Here is a 17,461-nt window from a genome sequence, read left to right on the forward strand (position 1 = left end):
TCATGAAACTGAAAAGCATCATGGGTCCACCGGCGCTTGCCGCTCTCATGGCCTTCACGGCACTCGGCACGCTCTCGGCATACGCAGCACAGACGGAATTACGCCTTGGTGCCGCCGCTGCCGATATCGGCAATCTGGATCCGCACTTCGCCGCGAGTACATCGGACCGTACCCTCGTCGCATGGATTTTTGGAGGACTGGTCAGATTCGCGCCCGGGTCTACCGATCCGGCGACTATCGAAGGTGACCTTGCCGAAAGCTGGGAAGCAACAGACAATAATCTGGTCTGGACCTTCAAGCTGCGCCCTGGCGTGCAATGGCAACATAGCTACGGCGAAGTGACGGCCGATGATGTCGTTTTCAGTTTGCAGAAGGCGGCAGATCCGAAGCGTTCAGCTTTCGCAACAGACTATGAGGCGATCAAAAGCGTCGAGGCCGTAGACCCGCACACCGTGCGCATCACGCTTGCAAATCAGGTTCCAAGTCTGCTTGGCCTTGTGACCAACTATTCCGGCGGCTTCATCATCAGCAAGAAAGCGTATGAAGAGCGCGGGGAGGGCTTTACCCGTAATCCTGTTGGTTTTGGGCCTTTCCAGTTTGAATCAATCGAACCCGGTGTTGCGGTTCATTTTATTGCCCACGAAAAGTATTTCCGTGGCAAGCCGAAGATCGAAAAGGTGACTTATCGTTTTCTCAACGCGGCGGCAGGTCGTGACCTTGCTTTTACAGCCGGCGAAATCGATGTATCCGCAGGTACGACTGATCGGCGCTGGTTACAGCGAATGAAGGAAACACCCGGCGCCAAGGTCGATATCTTCGATCCTGCCGAATTGACCGTGGTACATATCAACCGCAACCAGAAGCCATTCGATGACATCAGAGTCCGGCAGGCCGTTGCCTACGCGATTAATCCTGCACAGATTGCGCAGTTCCGTGGGCCTGAATTCACGCGAGTTGCAAAGTCAGTCATTCCTTCGAACAATCTGGGCCTCAATCCCGATCCAGGCCTCGTTCAACCCGATGTAGACAAGGCCAAAGCACTGCTTGCAGAAGCGGGTTTTCCCAATGGTCTTACCGTCAAGATGATTTCTAGCCAGATGCCCAGTTATGCGACCACGGATCAGCTTCTCCAGGCGCAGCTTGCCAAGGCCGGCATCAAGCTTGAGCTTGAACCGGTTGAACATGCGACCTGGCATCAGATGATCCGTAAGGACTTAAGTCCGCTTGTGGATTACGGTGCGGCACGCTTCCCTGTTGCCGACACCTATCTAACGCAGTTCTACCACTCCAACAGCGCTATTGGTGCGCCGGGGCAAGTAACAAACTTCAGCCATTGCTCGGTTGCCGACAAGCAGATTGAGGCCGCTCGCACGGAGGTCGATCCCAAAAAGCAGATCGAACTCTGGCAGGAAGCGCAGAAATTGATTGTGGTTGATGTTTGCGCTGTGCCGGTGACAGAGACCGCCCAGGTCTGGATCAGGAACGAAAAGCTTGACTGGGGTTTCGAGCTCAAGGGCTCGATGTCGCTGGGCCCGCTACTCACCGAACAAGCTCACTTCAAGGAATGATAAGAACAATCGGGATGGTGCGGTGCACTATCCCGAAATCTTTCAGGCACCAAAATGACAAAGCTAACCTATCCCTCCTATTCCAGCCTGTGCGGCTGGAATGCCATGCTCCCGCCACGCCAACCGCGCGCCGCACTCACCCAAGACATTACGGTCGATTACGCAATTGTCGGAGCCGGATTCACTGGTTTCGCCATCGCACGTCGATTGCGTGAACTGAACCCTGACGCCAGTATCGCAGTGATTGAAGCGACTACGATAGGGGAAGGTTCCTCTGCCCGAAATTCGGGTTTCACAGGCTCGGATGTATTGCCGCGCAATGCTTCGATAGAAATGGCTGAAAAGGCGCGTCTTCAATCCGGCTTTTTTAACGAAGCTTTCCAATGGCTGATGCAGATCATCAGTGACAACAACATTGATTGCGACATGCGACAGGTAGGATCGATCCGCGGTGCGGCGACAGAACTTGGCGAAGCGTCGTTACGCAATGTTGCGGAAGTCGCTCGCGTCAATAAAATTGCTCACACTCTCCTGTCGCGAGAGGACATCCATCGTCGCATCGGGAGTGCTTATTATCGCTTTGGCATCCACATGCAGGATACATGGTTGCTACAACCCGCCGCCTTGATACGTGGTCTTGCCGATGCGTTGCCAAGCGACATTGCGATCTATGAAAACACACCGGTCAAGACCTTGGTCAAGCGCGATGGATGGGTTCTGGAGACGCCGGGCGGCGTTGTAAAATGCAAGAACCTTGCCTTGGCGACCAATGCCTTTATCCGCAAATTCGGCTATCTGAAATCGCGCATGGCGACCATTTACACTTATGCTGCCGTGACTGAAGAAATCGCTGATAACCGGCTTGATGAACTCGGCGAGTCCGAGGCATGGGGCCTGTTGCCCTCGCACCGGCTTGGCACGACGTTGCGTCGCATTGGCCGTAATCGGATTATGGTACGCAGTCTATATGCGCATGAGGCCGAGCTCGGTGAGCGTGAGGCTTCGAATAAGCTCAGGGATCGCTTTGAACGCCGCTGGCCAAATCTCAAAGACATGCAATTGGAGTATTTGTGGGCTGGTACGACAGCGTTCACAATGAATGGGGCGCCATGGTGGGGGCGCGTTGAAGACGGTCTTTATGCATCGGGCGGCTGCAATGGGAGCGGCATTGCCAAAGGAACAATGCTGGGGCGACATCTTGCAGAACTTATGCTGGGCCAAGGCGAGCATACAAGCATGTCTGCCATCATGGGCACAGCAAGCTGGATTGCTCCAGAACCCCTCCGGTCCATCGGCTTCAACCTCATCTCCACGCTGGAAAGTCGTAAAGCGGGTCTGGAAATGTGACGCTGAACGACAGCAAAAGTGGTCTGAATATGGGGCCGAGTTGCATGAACATTTGCCTGGAAAGAGGCGGCCACACTCAACTGGCCGCCTCTGTATGTAATCGGTGTCGAGACCGCGCATGTGCCTTGGCTTTATGACGCTTGCCGAAGTGTTTGCTATCCTTTGCCGTAACCAGGCTGATCTGATAGCTCACAGCATGATGCAATGGGGTGAGTTCTTAACATTAATGACGATTGATTTATGATCTTCGCCTCTTTGAAGATGCGTTCCGGCTTCGGCTACGCGCCGTATTTCGACTCCACCGGCCAGACCGATTGAAGCTTCTCACCACCGAGAATGCGGTCACGCGCCGAAGCTTCATTTGCACCCAGCTTGTCGGCCTGATCGGCGACTGCGGCAACCATGGTCTTGGGAATGACGACAACCCCGTCAATATCCGCGAAGATAACGTCGCCCGGAGCAATTTTCACACCGGCTATTTCGATTGGAACTTGTGAAAGCTTCGGTTCCATCTTACCGGACACCGAAACAGGTGACCGGGCGCGACCGAAAAGCGGATAGCCCAGATGGCGAACCTGCGCGATATCACGGACCGTACCGTTGACAATCGTCGCCGCGGCGCCGCGTGTTTTCGCACCTGTGCTCATCAGCTCTCCCGAGCAGGAGCCTTGCGCGCAGGATGCATCGACGACAACAATTCCACCCTTCGGCGCGTTGTCGATGGCGTTGTGATAGACATCCTGCGGCTGATTGCGACGTTCGCTTGGAGCAAACTGAACGGTGACGGCGGGACCGCAGACCACTTCGCCCGGCTTCAACTCACCCTGCAACGATATACCGTCCAGATAACCCCAGCCGCCGAGTTGTTCCAGACTGTCATGGACATCGCCTGAATACCATTTCGAAAGACGCTCGATCGACGCCCAGTCTGTATCGGAATAATCGAAGTTGCTCATTTGGTTTTGACCTTGTTCTTGAGATTGGAATTGTCCAGCGCGACCTTGAGATAGCGCGAACTTTCATCGATCTGTCTGCGGATAGCTTGGCGGGCAGTCTCGGGCTCTCTGGCCTTTATGAGGTTGTAGATTTCCTCATGTTCGGCAAATCCGTCCTCCAGCGACTTGTTCGGCACACGGCTCGTAACCCGGATGACATCGATGATGATCGAGAAAAGATTGTCATAGACGACATTGAGGATCTCGTTGCCCACGGAATGCACGAGCCCAAGATGGAAAGCAGCGTCACTGTCGGTGAACCGGGCCATGTCATTGGCTTCGGCCGCAGCTCTCATACTGGCGAGCGCCTCATCCACTTCCGGCGTCATCACCAGGTCTTCCGAACTCAGTCGCGTCACGACTTCCGTCTCGATGATCCGGCGCACATCCATCAACTGGACGAGATAGTCGGAATTATTGGCAAAGAGCTGTTTCACAGTCGTTGCAAGCGAACCGAGAAACTCTCCGACATCGTCGCGCACCACAAGCGCTCTTTCACCATGCTTGCGGCGAACGAGGCCTTTTGTTTCGAGAATTTGCAGCGCTTCACGAACAGATCGCGTGCTCACATTGAATTCACGCGCTATTGCGGCTTCGGCAGGCAGACGATCGCCAATCTTGAGTTTGCCGGAAAGAATCTGTGCTTCCAGCGTCTCAACGACCGAGACGTGCAGCTTGTCACGATCAGGTAACGCGCGCCTCGTCAGAGTTCGATTGTCTGCCTGTTCTGTCACCATGCCGTAAAGCCTCCATCCACAACGACATTCGAGCCTGTCATATATGACGAGGCATCGGATGCCAGAAACTGTATCACGCCATTATATTCATCGATTTCCGCTTGTCGGTTCATGGGAACGCGTTCAAGAAACGCATCCACAAATTCCTTGTCGAAGTTTGCAGTTTTCACGCCGCCGAAGGAAATCAGGTTAACTCTGACATTCTTGGTTCCCCAATAGGTGCCGAGATAGCGGGTCAAGTTGACAAGGCCGGATTTCGAAGCGGCATAGGATACCGCCTTGATGAAAGGCTCGCCGTCTCGCGCCTCGCGATACGCATAAAGCGCCTGATTTGGTGACACGATGCCGTAGATTGAACCGACATTGATGATGCTGCCGCGTCTGGCATCGGCCATCTTCGAACCGATGACCTGACAACACAACATCACACCTGTCAGGTTGGTCTCGATGATCTCGTTCCAGTATTTCTGCGGATAGATTTCAAAGGGACTGTTCTGGTCGGCCGATCCTGACGGCTTTGAATCGATGCCTGCATTGTTGACCAGAATATGCGGTACGCCCCAATCGGCAATCAGCTTTTCGGTTGCCTGCTCCAGGCTGGCCTTGTCCGTAACGCTCGCCACATAGACGCGAATGTTCTTCGTCAAACCAGGAAATTTTGCTTCGAGATCGGCAGCGTCGATTGCCCGGCGGCTGAAGATCGCCACTTTGGCGCCAGCCTCTGCAAGCGACTTGCTAAACTGCGTTCCGAGCTGCCCCAGCCCGCCTGTCACAATGGCAATCTTGTCTCTTACACTGAACTTGTCTGTCATCATTTCATTCCTGCACGTTAGAGCGCGTTTCGATCTGATTGAATCAGATCGGCGCTCTAAATATTTGTTTTAACACGCATCTTTTCCGAAAACCGTTTCACACTTTTCGGGATGCGCTCTCATCTACTGGTTCGGGGATCGTCCAAGTTCTCAAGAGCAAGGTTCCGTTCCATCAGCATTCAGGCAATTGCTGTGGCGGGGCATGGTTTGCACCGGCCCCGCGACGGCACCTGTGTCACGACCGAGGCAAGTCACTGGCCAGCAGCTTCTGCGGGTCCAGACGAGCGCCATGATACTTTTCGTAGATGTCGACCAACTTGCCATTGTCGAGATTGGTCTTGATCCAGCCGTCGATCCATTCCTTGAGCTTCGGCTCATTCTTGCGAAGGGCAACGCCCAGAGGGTAAGCCTTGGCGACAAACTTCTCTTCGAGGTCGAGTTTGGGATTGGCCTTGATCAGTTCGGTCAGAAGCGGACGCGAAGTTGCATAGATTGCAATCTGGCCGCTGGTTACTGCTGCACTTGATGTCGGATCATCTTCAAACCGCACGATCTGGACGCCGGAAACATCTGCCGTCTTTTCCGTGAGATTGGTGTCGTTGACCGTGCCGCGCGTGACCGCAACCGATGCATCGGTAAGATCCGCATAGGACTTTACGTTTGCTTCTTTGGGGGCTGCGACGACGATTGCGGTTTCAGCATAGGGGATGCTGAAATCCACAACCTCAAGCCGCTCCTTTGTTATCGACAGCGTCGACACGGCCAGATCCGCCTTGCCCGAAACCAGGAACGGAATACGGCCCGAGGTCGGAACCGTCAGGAACTCAATATCCACGCCCATGTCTTTGGCCAGCAGCTTCGCTGTTTCCACTTCCGAACCTGTCGGCTGGAATTGTGCATCGCGCATCGCATAAGGTGGGTTTCCAAGATCGATGGCGACCTGCAACTTACCTTTCTGACGGATCGTATCCAACTGATCGGCAAAGGATGGCTGCGTTATCATGGCGGCCATGCCGATGCCAAAGCCCATTATTGCCAGAAATTTTCTCTTGTTCAGAATAGTCATATTTCCTCCTCCTGTTGTTGATGATGTCTCTCCTCATCGACACCACATGCTTTGATTGGATGTTCAGTGGCGCGCGCCAACGAAGCTGCGCAATTCAGGGGTCTGCGGGCTCGTCAAAATGGACGGACTGCCCTGTTCGCAAATCTGGCCCTGATGCATGAAGACAATCTTGTCTGCGACGCGTTGGGCGAAATCCATCTCGTGGGTGACGAGCAGCATCGTCATGCCATTTCTGGCAAGGTCCTCTATGACCTTCAGCACTTCGCCGGTCAGCTCGGGATCGAGTGCCGAGGTAACCTCATCGAACAGCATGACTTTCGGCTTCATGGCCAGCGAACGGGCAATAGCCACACGTTGCTGTTGCCCACCGGATAGTTGTTCAGGATAGGAATCGATCTTTTCTGCCAGCCCAACCTGCCGCAAAACGGTTTCGGCTATATCCCGCGCAACCGGTCTCGTCATTTTCTTGACCCAGCGCAGCGCCAGAGTGATGTTCTGTTCAACCGTCAGATGCGGGAAAAGGTTGTAGCTCTGGAAGACGATGCCGACGTCCTGACGCAGTGCGCGCAGATTGATGTCAGGATCGCTCACACGGTGATCACAAACCCAGATATCTCCGCTATTGACTGTTTCAAGCCGATCGACACAACGCAGCGCCGTGCTTTTGCCGGAGCCGCTGCGTCCGATCAGTGCAACAACCTGCCCCTTCTCTATTTCGAGATTGATGCCTCTGAGCACCGGCAGCGAGCCATAGCTTTTATGAACGTCAACGAACTTAACGACGGCTGACACTGTACATCCTCTCGAATTTCCGGCTGGCCGCTGAGAGCGGGAAGCAAATGCAAAAGTAGAAGAACGCGATCACGAGATAGGTCGTGAAGGGCTGGAACGTCGAAGCGTTGATTTCTTTGCCGATATAAGTCATCTCCGCCATGCCGATGATCGACGCGAGCGACGTATTCTTGACGATCTGAACCATGAAGCCGACTGTTGGAGGTGTCGCGATACGCATGGCTTGCGGCATGATGACAAGCCAGAGTCCCTGCAAGCCGGTCAAAGCCAGGCAATCGGACGCTTCCCATTGCGTGCGTGGCACGGATTGCAGGCTGCCCCGCCAGATGGCGCCAAGGAAAGCGCTCGCAAAGATTGTCATTGCAAGGCTTGCGGCAAAGAGCGAGGAAACCTCGATGCCAAAGACCGGCAAGCCGAAGTAAACGATGAACATCAGGACCAGAACCGGCGTGCCCTGGACCAGAACGATATAGGCATCGACCAGCGCAACCACAGCCTTGTTTTTTGCTATTCCTGCCAATGAAACAGCAAAGCCAAGCAAGCCACCAAATATGAAGGCAATGGCGGAGAGCAAGACTGTCCAGACCAGTCCCTGCAGCAGAACTTCGATGTGTATCCAGGAGAAATTCGTGAACATCCCGACCTCCTAAAGATTGGTGCCAAGGCGGCGCTTGCGTGGAAACAACGCCAACCCCAGAAGCTTGAACAGCCCCCGCATCAAAAGGGAAAGGACGAGATAGATGACCAGAATGACGAGATAGACTTCGAAAGAACGAAATGTCATCGACTGGATTCGCGACGCCGCCCCGGTCAGCTCTTCAGCCGAGATTTGCGATGCCACGCTGGTTGCCAGCATCAACAGCACATACTGACTGACGAGAGCGGGATAAACTTTCTCAAGCGCAGGCGGCAACATGATCCCTGCAAGCATCTGTAGACGCGACAGCCCCAGCGTATCTGCAGCTTCCAGTTGGCCGGGGTGGATGGCTTGCAGACCAGCACGAATAATCTCGCTGGAATAGGCGCCGACATTGATGGTCAGGCCGATCAGCGCCGATGTCTGGGCGGAAAATTTGATGCCCATCGAAGACAGGCCGAAATAGACCAGAAATAACTGGACCAGCAGCGGCGTATTGCGAATTGCTTCTACGTAGACTGCCACGAGAATGCGCAGGAATTTGTATTTGCTGATGCTGGCAACCGCACAGATCGTGCCCAGGATGAAACCGAGCGCCGTAACTATCAGGGACATCTGGATGGTCGCCAATGTGCCCTTGAGTAACAGCGGCCAATACTGGCTTAGGAAGCTGAAACTGAATTCGTAACTCATAGAGACTTCACCGAACCGGACGAAGTGTCCTGCAATTCACAAACCAGTTTTTGATCTGCGCCCAACCATTTGCAGGCGGTCGTTTCGCGTGAAACACAGCCGCCCGCAATCATGCAATCGACGATTGCAATGTACAATTTAGTCACAAATATTTCCTCCCAAGCTCAACGTGCTTCACCCTGGAGTGGGTCTCCTCGAAGCAGCATCTGCTCAATTTCAATCAAGCTAATTCTAACTTATGACATATGTCAAGATTGCAAATTCAGTTCCTTGCGACGTGCATGAAATTGCTGATTATCGAAGAAACGATCCTGAGCTCCGGTGAGATCACCGCAGTTCTGGTCAATCTGCTTGGCTCTGCGCCGGGGCTGGAATATTGCGCACATAACAATCACCGCCCGTTGTTGTCAGTCGCTGGCCAGATATTTCGCCCCGATAAATACAGCTTCTGCTTCCAGCATTGCTGGGCGTTTAGCCATGGTTACGTGCCTCAAATTCTTGATTTGCGGGGCAAATGAGTTGTGACTCTTCAGCGGAAGCATTTTAGAGCGCATCCCGAAAAGTGTGAAATGATTCTCGGGAAAAATTCTCATTAAAACAAGTATTTAGAGCGCCGATCTGGTTCAATGAGATCGAATCGCGCTCTGGAAACGAGATGTAAGGATACCGCGTGTAGACTATGAACGCAGGGAAATCAGTCCAGTAGATACCGCCGAAAAGCAGACTGGATGTCTGGCTCCTGTTTGTTTCCGCACATTGCGCGTGGCTAGATGCGCGTGATGACGTCTGGTGTCAGTTCGCAGACGCTGGAGCAGCCCAGATGCCCAAGGGTAGTCCAGAATTCACGCTGAAGCAGTTCCAGTACACGCCGTGCTCCGTTCTCGCCGTCAGCAGCCAGTCCCAAAGCGAGCACGCGCCCCAGTGCCACAGCGTTCGCACCAAGTGCGATCGCACAAGCTATATCACTTCCTCGACGAATTCCGCTGTCGAATATGATCTGTGTTTCGTTACTCACGGCTTCACGTATGGCACGTAATGTATCAATAGCTGCGGCTGTGCGATCGATGGAACGACCACCATAATTTGATACATAAAGCGCTTTTGCCCCGGCATCGAGTGCTGCCCTGGCGTCGCAAACGCTTCCAACACCCTTCACGATACAAGGCAATGGCGATTGTTGCATGACATATTCGGCCTGTTTCCAGTTCCAGCGTGGCCGGGTAAAATCGAGCAGTTCTGTCAATGAGGCAGGGTCGGATTTGCCGGGGCCGAAATTTGAGGGGCCATCGTCGCCGCGGACAGAAAAGCGATCCTCCATCATCCTTTCGCGCCATTGTCGGATCGGAGAGTAAGTCGCGATAATGTATTGATATCCCGCCGTTTTGGCGCGATGTATCATGTCCAGAACCGCTTGTTCGTCTCCAGCAAATGTCATCTGAAACATAACGGCAGCAGAAGAGGCGGCTTTGACATCTTCCAGTGAGTGAGCTGCAGCAACCGGCACCATCTGCTTGATACCGATGGCTTCCGCGGCTCTGCCCAGTGCCAGATGACCATCGGGGTGAAATGTGCTTTCCCCTCCGCCGAAAGGAGCGACGAAAGCAGGGAAGCTCAGATCAAAGTCCAGGACGCGCGTCGATGTATCCGGATTGCTCACACCGGCAAAAAGCGGCGGTTCAAACAGGTATCGATCAAAGGCGTCTGTATTCTCGCGAAGTGTGATTTCGTCGCCGGTTCCACACCACAGATAATTCCAGGAAACATCGGAAAGATGACGGCGGGCGTCCTGGGTAATTCCGCGCATTGTCGTATATCTTTCCGTCGTGACGTAACGGTCGTCCATATGCGCTGGCTTTTTACCCATGTTATCCTCTCTATTCGACACCGGGATGCAGTGATGCACCCCGGTAAAGACGTCTCAGTTCTTGGCCGCGACGACAACGACTTCAATCAATCTCTTGGGATCACCTAGATCCGCGACGCCAATTGTGGCACGTGAGGGAAGATCATCTCCATCGAGCCATTCGAGCCAGGCTTCGTTCATCTCTTCTTTTTTGGACATGTCGCTCAAGTAAATGCGGGCCGACAGAAGTTGTGTTTTTTCAGATCCACATTCTGCCAATACGTTATCGAGCTTTTCGCATATCTGCTGGGTCTGCTCTTTCATGCCAACTGAAATATCCGACGCAGCATGACCTCCAACAAAAATCATGCCATTGTGTTCTACCGCCGCATGCATGATGCGATGTTTCCGGTAACGCGTTACCATATCCTTACCTCTTCCATGTATGTGAATGAATAAGCCGTCAGGCCTTCTATGCAGGGGCATAGGGCTGAAGATTGATGTCTGTCTTGTTGTCCGTGAGCAGGTCGGCGAGCTGTTTTCCGGCGAAAGGCCCAATGGTCAGACCGGCCGCTCCCAATCCGTTGCCAATTATTAGCCCGTTTGTTCCTGGAGCCCGACCGAGAATCGGTTTCGTTGTTCGGGATGCAGGCCGAAAGCCAATTCGGGTCTCTATATGTGTGGCAGTGGCAAGGCCAGGTGCTATGGCAAGGCCAGCGTTCAATACTTCTGCCTGCCCGCCTGCCGTGACGCGATAATCGAAGCCTGAATTGTCTTCCCGGGTTGCGCCAATCACAACACGGGAATCGTCGAACGCCAGGAGATAGTGGCTGCCCATTGGCAAGAGCACCGGCCAGGTCGATGTCTCAACGCCGGGCAGACGTAGATGGATGATCTGCCCCTTTTGTGGCTCAACAGGATGATTGAGGCCGAGAGGGTCGAGTATCTGTGAAGCCCAGGCGCCGGCCGTCACCACAATTTCGTCGGCCTCAATTACCTTTCCGTCGCTGGCAGAACAAACCGGTTGCCCGCCTTGCAGGCTGAGTGAGACACGATCCTTTCGGACTTTCGCACCCAAAGACGATGCCGCCCGGACCATGGCTGCGGACAGCAGTCGCGCGTCAACTCTGGCGGCACCAGGAATGTAAATGGCCTCTGTGCCTTCCCGCAGAGGTGGGAACTTCTCCCGCGCAGCAGAGGGGCTCAGATGTACGATGTTGCCCGCTTCGGGAACATTGGCTACGCGACGCACAATACGTTCGGCCGCTGCGTCAAAATCCTGCTTATCATCTGCGACGACAAGTCCGCCGACCTGGCCATAACCCAGCTCTGTTTCACCGAAAGACTTCAATCCCTCGATCAATGATGCATAATAGTGCGCGCCAGCGGCATACATGTCGTAGAAATCGCCGTCCTCAAGCTTGGTTGCCCAGGGGCATACGATGCCGGCGCCAGCCCATGTTGCTTTCCCCTCATGCTCGGCATCGACTATTTCCACGTCGATGCCCTTTCGAGCCAGATGGTAAGCGGTGCTTGCTCCAAGAATGCCAGCACCAATTATCAAGGCTTTCATATCTTCTCCCAATGTTAAAGGCTGCGCGTCTCGCCTCGGAAACCGCCTATTCGACAGTTACACCCGAAAAGCGACTAGTTCCGAAGATGGCTGGCTGAAAGCCCTTCACCGTTTTGCTCACAGCCATCAGTGTATCTGCTCCGCCGAGGATGACTGCGGGCACTTCTTCGTGGAAACGTTCTTGCGCTTTTTTATAAAGGGCGGTCCGTTTTTCTTTATCGGTAACGCGTCCCGCTTCGTTCATCAGGCTAATAAATTCCTCATCGCACCATGCGCCAACATTGGACGGGCTTGGTTTGCCATCAGAATCACAAATGAAATAGTTGTTCGGAATCTGGCTTGGATCGGGAAAATCGTAGATGCCGCCGAACATCGCCACCTTTGCTTCTCCAGCGCGTGCGCGTTGAATATATTCGCCCCATTCATAGGAAACGATTTCCGCCTTCACGCCGATCCTGGCCCAATCTGCCTGGATCATCTCCGCTGCACGCCGACCGTTGGGCATATAGGGTCGATAAACGGGGATCGCCCATATCTGTGTCGAGAAACCATCTGGAAAGCCTGCATCCTTTAAAAGCGCCTTTGCCTTTTCCGGATTGTATTCGTGTGGCGGCAGATCCTTGTCATGCCCCCACAGAACCGGTGGGATGAGGGCGCCGGTCGCGACGCCCATACCGTTATAGACTGCATCAACAAGTGCGGGAACATTGATTGCCTCAGCGAGGGCCGTTCTCACGCGCTTGTCCTTGAACTTGTCATCACGGAAATTGAAATCGATGAAACCAGTCGAAGCGACTGGTGTTTGAATGAGATCGAGGGTTTCACTCTTCGTGATTTGATCGCGATCGGCCAGGTTGGGATAAAGTGCAATCTGACATTCTCCGGCCAGAGCACGTTGTAACCGTACCGAAGCATCGGTGCTGATCGCCATGATCAGCGTATCGACCATCGGAGTGCGGTTCCTTTCCCCTGCGGCGGCACCCCAGGTGTCCTTGAAGGGGGTCAGACGTATGATCGCGTCCTGCTGATAATCTTGCAGGGCAAAAGGACCAGTTCCGATCGGGAGGAGATCAAAGCTTTGCGGGGTTCCAGCCTTCAACAAAACGTCAGCATATTCGGCTGAGGTAATGGCCAGAGATTGGTGAGCCATGATGCCGATGAAGGGCGCCAGTGGCTCTTTCAGGTCAAAAGCCACCGTATAGTCATCGACTTTGGTGACTGACTTCAGAATATCGGCAAGCTTCGTATTGAACGTAACATAATTACCACCGTTAATTTTTGCATAAGGGTGATCCGGCTTCATCATCCTGTCGAATGTAAAAACAACATCATCCGCATTGTACGCGCGACTGGGTGTGAATTGATCGTTAGATTGCCATTTCACACCCTTTCTCAGCTTGAAAGTGTAGGTGCGGCCATCATCGGAAATTGTCCAGCTTTCCGCCAGCGAAGGTTCGATGTCGGAACTGTCGGCTTTAACGGAAACCAGATTGTCGTAGATGTTTCCAAGTACGTTGGATGTGGTGCCATTGTTGCTGAGTTGCGGATTGAATATCTCTGGTGAGCCTTCCACACACACTGACAAAATTCCAGCATTGGCCGATGTCGATAGCGCCAGGGTCATTAATGCCAGCCCACGAGCCAGACCTTTTCTCATATTCATTCCCCTTATTCAGCCAGACCGATTGTGCGGCCTGCTTTTCTTTCTTGATGGGGAGGAAAGCCCGATGAGATATGAATGTCAAATAGCAAACTATCCGATCATTATAACTAAAACTCATATCACGTTGTCGAACTAGAAATGGTCGTCTGGTTGAGGGGGTATCGGCGTTTGTCAAAGGGGGCGACAGCTTCACGTAAAAATTCAATGAGCTTGTTCGCAGCTAAGGATTTTGGATGGCTTTTGGGCGTATAAAGCCAAAGGTCGATTGTGGTTTCAGGTGAAATACTTCTGCGCAAGAGAACATCGGGACCAAAATCGAGGCCAACAAAGGACGGCACGATCGAAACACCAACTCCGTTAGCGACAAAACAACAGGCTGTTTCGGAAAGAGGCACCTCAATACGATTTCGTTTCTGTACGCCCTTGATCTGAAATGCCCGATCAATTGTCATCAAGGAGCAGTCGTCCCGAGCCAGCGAAATGAAAGGATCGTTTCCCAGGTCTTCCAGATCGATTACCGATTTACTTGCAAGTGGATGACTGGGAGGCAGGACGCAAACCATCTCAAAGCGCATCAGGCGTTCGGCCTCAACGTTTGGATGTTCGAAGGGAAGAACGCTGAGGCCGATGTCAACCTGTTGTGCAGCAACAAGTTCGATGATCCGGGGCGATGGCAAGCTGCGCATGGTGAAGTGAATGTCAGGCTGCTCTGAAAGCAGGGGAGCAACCGCTTGTGCGAGGAACCGGGTTGTTAAAGCTGCCGGGGCGACAAGTGTGATTTCCCCCCATTCCTTGTTGCGTACCGCATCGGCCAGACGTGCCACGCGGTCCGTGCCGGAAAACATTTTTGCCACTTCAACAGCCAGCATGCGGGCTTCGAGCGTAGGGGTCAGGCGCCCACCGGATCTCACGAAAAGTCGAAACCCACATGCATCCGAAAAGCTGCGCAGGAGCTTGCTTACTGCGGGTTGAGAAATGCGCATCCGTTCAGCAGCCAAGGTCACGGAGCCTGTTTCTATGGTATTGTGGAACGCTTCCAATTGGCGGATATTCATTCAAGCTCCTTGGTAGTCAAGATGCATATATGAGATCTAGTTATCCTAGATGAGGAGTCGAATGCTTAACAATCATATCGATATCCTTTTCCTTCGTGCATCTGCAGAAAATGACGACAGGCCCAATCGGATCAGCAGAAAATTTCGTGTTCCCCAGTTCAGATCTTTGCGAAAAGCACAACATAGGCGCACCAAAAAGTATGTTGGTGTGCCATCAGTATAATGGAGCCTATCCCGGCAGTGGGTGTTGTCCCTGCCGTCCAACCCGCAAACGATGAAATCTGTCGCCCAGCCGGACCTATACGCGGTATGTTTGAGCTTTCGGCTTGTTTTGCTGGTGATGACTATAACTTGCGCTGCAATTGATTCCGTTCCGCGAGAAAGCTTACGGATAAAGCCACTAGAGCGCGTTTCGATCTGATCGAATCAGATCGACGCTCTAACCGCTTGTTTTAACGCGCATCTTGTTTCGAAAACCGTTTCACACTTTTCGGGACGTGCTCTAACCGAATTGCCGAAGAAATCGGATATTTCGGCGTGGTGACGACACCTCATCTTTCTTCTGTCTCGTTCCAATTGTGGCAGCAGACAGTGAGGTGACCGGCTCTTGCTGTTGAGTTAGGCTGTTAAAATCCATCCCGCTTTAACCAGGCCACGCAGTGTCGTGGAGCAGGAGTTGGTCTTCTCAACATATCAGCCCCATACAACACCAGTTCAGGATATTGAGATCGTTTGAATGAACACCAGGGAAAACCAAGGGGATTGTGGAAAGCGTGTTTGCTGATGCGAGCGCCATAGCGCGATTATTTTTGAGTTTGACAGGCTGTAAATCAGCTCTGGATCAAACACGATGTTGGCCAAAATTATATGAACAACTTCAAGGAGATCGAATGGTGGGCGTGACAGGGATTGAACCTGTGACCCCTACGATGTCAACGTAGTGCTCTCCCGCTGAGCTACACGCCCATTCGATGTGGCGCATACACCATATCGCGTTGCGCCCGTCAATGCTCTTTTTTGAAGTTTTTCGTCTTTTTGTTGATGACAAAACAAAGAGCCGCGAATCCGCCGGATCGCCTCAGGCGGCGATCAGCATTTTTTCGATTTCGTTCACCAGGTCGCGCAGGTGGAACGGCTTGGAAAGCACCTTTGCGTCGCGTGGCGCGTCCGAATCGGGATTAAGCGCGACAGCGGCAAAGCCGGTAATGAACATGATTTTCAGGTCCGGGTCGATTTCTGTGGCACGGCGCGCCAGTTCGATGCCGTCCATTTCCGGCATGACAATATCAGTCAGCAGAAGGGAGAAAGGTTCTTCCTGCAATCTTTCATAGGCGCTCGCACCATTGTCGAAGTGCGTTACGTGATAACCGGCCTTTTCCAGCGCCTTGACGAGGAAGCGGCGCATATCATTGTCATCTTCAGCTAGAAGGATTCTCTTCATTGTTCCGTCCGAATTCTGTGTCGTGTTCATCGCCCAAAAGCTGACCCTTAACGACTCGATATCCACCGTAGAAAACGCTTCTTTGGTAAATATGGAATGAATGCTCGCGCGAATGTTAATTGTTATGGCGCGTATTTGGCAACAAGCTGTTCAGTGTGACAGGATTGTCGCATATGCACATCATGCAAAGGGCGGCAGGATTCATTTTCCTGCCATTTGCACGCATGGGCTGTCTGACGTAATTTGGTGTGTTACTAGCGAGGATCGTCGTCGGATGGTTCGGGTGTTCCGGTCGAAAACGGGTGAAGAATGAGTTTGGAGCGCGATTTTAGTCTGATACCGCCCTTCGAGATATGCGCTCCGGCGGAACAGCGCATTCCGTTTGTCTTCAATTCACCCCATAGCGGACGCTATTATCCGCACTCCTTCGTCGAGGCATCACGTCTCGACGCATTGAGCATACGCCATTCTGAAGATTGCTATGTCGATGAACTGTTTGCTTCGGCAACACGGCTTGGGGCGCCTCTGCTCAAGGCGCATTTTCCGCGCGCATTTCTCGATGTAAACCGTGAAGCCTATGAACTCGATCCGCGCATGTTTGCCGAGCCGCTGCCGCCTTTCGTCAACAGCCAGTCGGCGCGCGTTGCCGGCGGGCTTGGCACGGTGCCGCGTCTGGTCGGTGAGGGGCAGTTGATTTATCCGGGGCGCATTCCGCTTGCCGAGGCGTTCTATCGCATCGAAGGCCTCTACAAGCCGTATCACCAGACGCTCGATGTGCTGCTTCAGTCCACGCGCCAGCGTTTTGGTTATGCGGTTCTGATCGACTGCCACTCAATGCCGGGAGGAGTGCGTCCCGGTGAGGTCGGCTCGCGCCCGGATTTCATTGTTGGTGACCGTTTTGGCCGGTCGTGCAGCGAAAGACTAACGCAGGCTGCGATCGATCTGTTGCAGGATCTGGGCTACACTGTTGCACACAACAAGCCCTATGCAGGCGGATTCATCACCGAGCATTACGGGAGGCCCGCCACGGCCTGCCATGCACTGCAGATAGAAATCAATCGCAGTCTCTATGTGAACGAGCAGAACCTGCACAAGCTTGCAGGATTCGAGACACTCTGCGCCGATTTGTATGGTTTCTTAAGCGATCTGACGTCCCTGCCGGATGATCTCTTTATCGCGCCGCCTCTGGCCGCAGAATAACGCGCTTCATCAAGTACGCTCCCAGATAAAAAGAACCGC

The 17,461-nt window shown here is 53.3% G+C and carries 17 protein-coding genes and 1 tRNA gene; 4 read left to right on the plus strand and 14 right to left on the minus strand.

Features of this window, described 5'->3' with window-relative positions:
- Nucleotides 1-2: 2 nt before the first annotated feature.
- On the plus strand, nt 3-1,568 hold the full coding sequence (locus FIB18_RS16540) for an ABC transporter substrate-binding protein (protein ID WP_140021750.1): 1,566 nt from the start codon (nt 3-5) through the stop codon (nt 1,566-1,568).
- 54 nt (nt 1,569-1,622) lie between these two features.
- The gene (locus tag FIB18_RS16545) at nt 1,623-2,915 is read left to right on the plus strand and encodes an NAD(P)/FAD-dependent oxidoreductase (RefSeq protein ID WP_140021751.1); all 1,293 of its coding nucleotides are present in this window, start codon (nt 1,623-1,625) and stop codon (nt 2,913-2,915) included.
- 278 nt (nt 2,916-3,193) lie between these two features.
- Here FIB18_RS16545 and FIB18_RS16550 read toward each other — a convergent pair whose 3' ends face one another.
- The 7 genes from FIB18_RS16550 to FIB18_RS16580 all read right to left on the minus strand — a co-directional run bounded on the left by FIB18_RS16550 (nt 3,194) and on the right by FIB18_RS16580 (nt 8,647).
- Nucleotides 3,194-3,871 carry an RraA family protein gene (locus FIB18_RS16550; protein ID WP_140021752.1) on the minus strand — a complete coding sequence of 226 codons (678 nt, stop codon included), beginning with the start codon at nt 3,869-3,871 and terminating at the stop codon, nt 3,194-3,196.
- On the minus strand, nt 3,868-4,647 hold the full coding sequence (locus FIB18_RS16555; protein WP_140021753.1) for a FadR/GntR family transcriptional regulator: 780 nt from the start codon (nt 4,645-4,647) through the stop codon (nt 3,868-3,870). Before FIB18_RS16555 ends, FIB18_RS16550 begins: the two co-directional genes overlap by 4 nt.
- A complete protein-coding gene (locus FIB18_RS16560) occupies nt 4,641-5,459 on the minus strand; it encodes an SDR family oxidoreductase (protein WP_235894905.1) in 819 nt (272 codons plus the stop codon). The genes FIB18_RS16555 and FIB18_RS16560 overlap by 7 nt, the downstream gene beginning before the upstream one ends.
- Nucleotides 5,460-5,694: 235 nt before the next feature.
- Nucleotides 5,695-6,525, minus strand: coding sequence for a transporter substrate-binding domain-containing protein (locus FIB18_RS16565; protein ID WP_235894906.1), 831 nt, complete (start codon nt 6,523-6,525; stop codon nt 5,695-5,697).
- A 63-nt stretch (nt 6,526-6,588) separates the two neighbouring features.
- Nucleotides 6,589-7,317 carry an amino acid ABC transporter ATP-binding protein gene (locus tag FIB18_RS16570; RefSeq protein ID WP_140021755.1) on the minus strand — a complete coding sequence of 243 codons (729 nt, stop codon included), beginning with the start codon at nt 7,315-7,317 and terminating at the stop codon, nt 6,589-6,591.
- Entirely contained in the window at nt 7,301-7,954 is a 654-nt protein-coding gene (locus FIB18_RS16575) for an amino acid ABC transporter permease (RefSeq protein WP_140021756.1), read from the minus strand. Before FIB18_RS16575 ends, FIB18_RS16570 begins: the two co-directional genes overlap by 17 nt.
- 9 nt (nt 7,955-7,963) lie before the next feature.
- Nucleotides 7,964-8,647: an amino acid ABC transporter permease gene (locus FIB18_RS16580; RefSeq protein ID WP_140021757.1), complete on the minus strand. Its 684-nt coding sequence runs from the start codon at nt 8,645-8,647 to the stop codon at nt 7,964-7,966.
- 281 nt (nt 8,648-8,928) lie between these two features.
- On the opposite strand from FIB18_RS16580, the gene FIB18_RS16585 reads away from it, so the two are divergent.
- Nucleotides 8,929-9,165 carry a hypothetical protein gene (locus FIB18_RS16585; protein ID WP_140021758.1) on the plus strand — a complete coding sequence of 79 codons (237 nt, stop codon included), beginning with the start codon at nt 8,929-8,931 and terminating at the stop codon, nt 9,163-9,165.
- Nucleotides 9,166-9,413: 248 nt separating this feature from the next.
- On the opposite strand, the gene FIB18_RS16590 is transcribed toward FIB18_RS16585, so the two are convergent.
- The 7 genes from FIB18_RS16590 to cpdR all read right to left on the minus strand — a co-directional run bounded on the left by FIB18_RS16590 (nt 9,414) and on the right by cpdR (nt 16,222).
- A complete protein-coding gene (locus FIB18_RS16590; protein WP_140021759.1) occupies nt 9,414-10,511 on the minus strand; it encodes an alpha-hydroxy acid oxidase in 1,098 nt (365 codons plus the stop codon).
- 54 nt (nt 10,512-10,565) lie between these two features.
- A complete protein-coding gene (locus tag FIB18_RS16595) occupies nt 10,566-10,916 on the minus strand; it encodes a RidA family protein (RefSeq protein ID WP_140021760.1) in 351 nt (116 codons plus the stop codon).
- A 46-nt stretch (nt 10,917-10,962) separates the two neighbouring features.
- Complete coding sequence (locus FIB18_RS16600; RefSeq protein WP_140021761.1) at nt 10,963-12,063, minus strand: NAD(P)/FAD-dependent oxidoreductase; 1,101 nt, start codon at nt 12,061-12,063, stop codon at nt 10,963-10,965.
- Nucleotides 12,064-12,109: 46 nt separating this feature from the next.
- Nucleotides 12,110-13,720 carry an ABC transporter substrate-binding protein gene (locus tag FIB18_RS16605; protein ID WP_140021762.1) on the minus strand — a complete coding sequence of 537 codons (1,611 nt, stop codon included), beginning with the start codon at nt 13,718-13,720 and terminating at the stop codon, nt 12,110-12,112.
- Between the two features lie 125 nt (nt 13,721-13,845).
- Nucleotides 13,846-14,781 (minus strand): LysR substrate-binding domain-containing protein, encoded by a 936-nt coding sequence (locus FIB18_RS16610; protein ID WP_140021763.1) that lies wholly within the window; start codon nt 14,779-14,781, stop codon nt 13,846-13,848.
- 891 nt (nt 14,782-15,672) lie between these two features.
- Nucleotides 15,673-15,747 (minus strand) — tRNA-Val (locus tag FIB18_RS16615).
- Between the two features lie 112 nt (nt 15,748-15,859).
- On the minus strand, nt 15,860-16,222 hold the full coding sequence (gene cpdR / locus FIB18_RS16620) for a cell cycle two-component system response regulator CpdR (RefSeq protein WP_002966536.1): 363 nt from the start codon (nt 16,220-16,222) through the stop codon (nt 15,860-15,862).
- A 309-nt stretch (nt 16,223-16,531) separates the two neighbouring features.
- Between cpdR and FIB18_RS16625 the strand changes: the two genes are divergently transcribed.
- Complete coding sequence (locus FIB18_RS16625) at nt 16,532-17,422, plus strand: N-formylglutamate amidohydrolase (RefSeq protein WP_140021764.1); 891 nt, start codon at nt 16,532-16,534, stop codon at nt 17,420-17,422.
- Nucleotides 17,423-17,461: the final 39 nt, after the last annotated feature.

The organism is Brucella pecoris (genome assembly GCF_006376675.1).
GTDB lineage: Bacteria > Pseudomonadota > Alphaproteobacteria > Rhizobiales > Rhizobiaceae > Brucella > Brucella pecoris.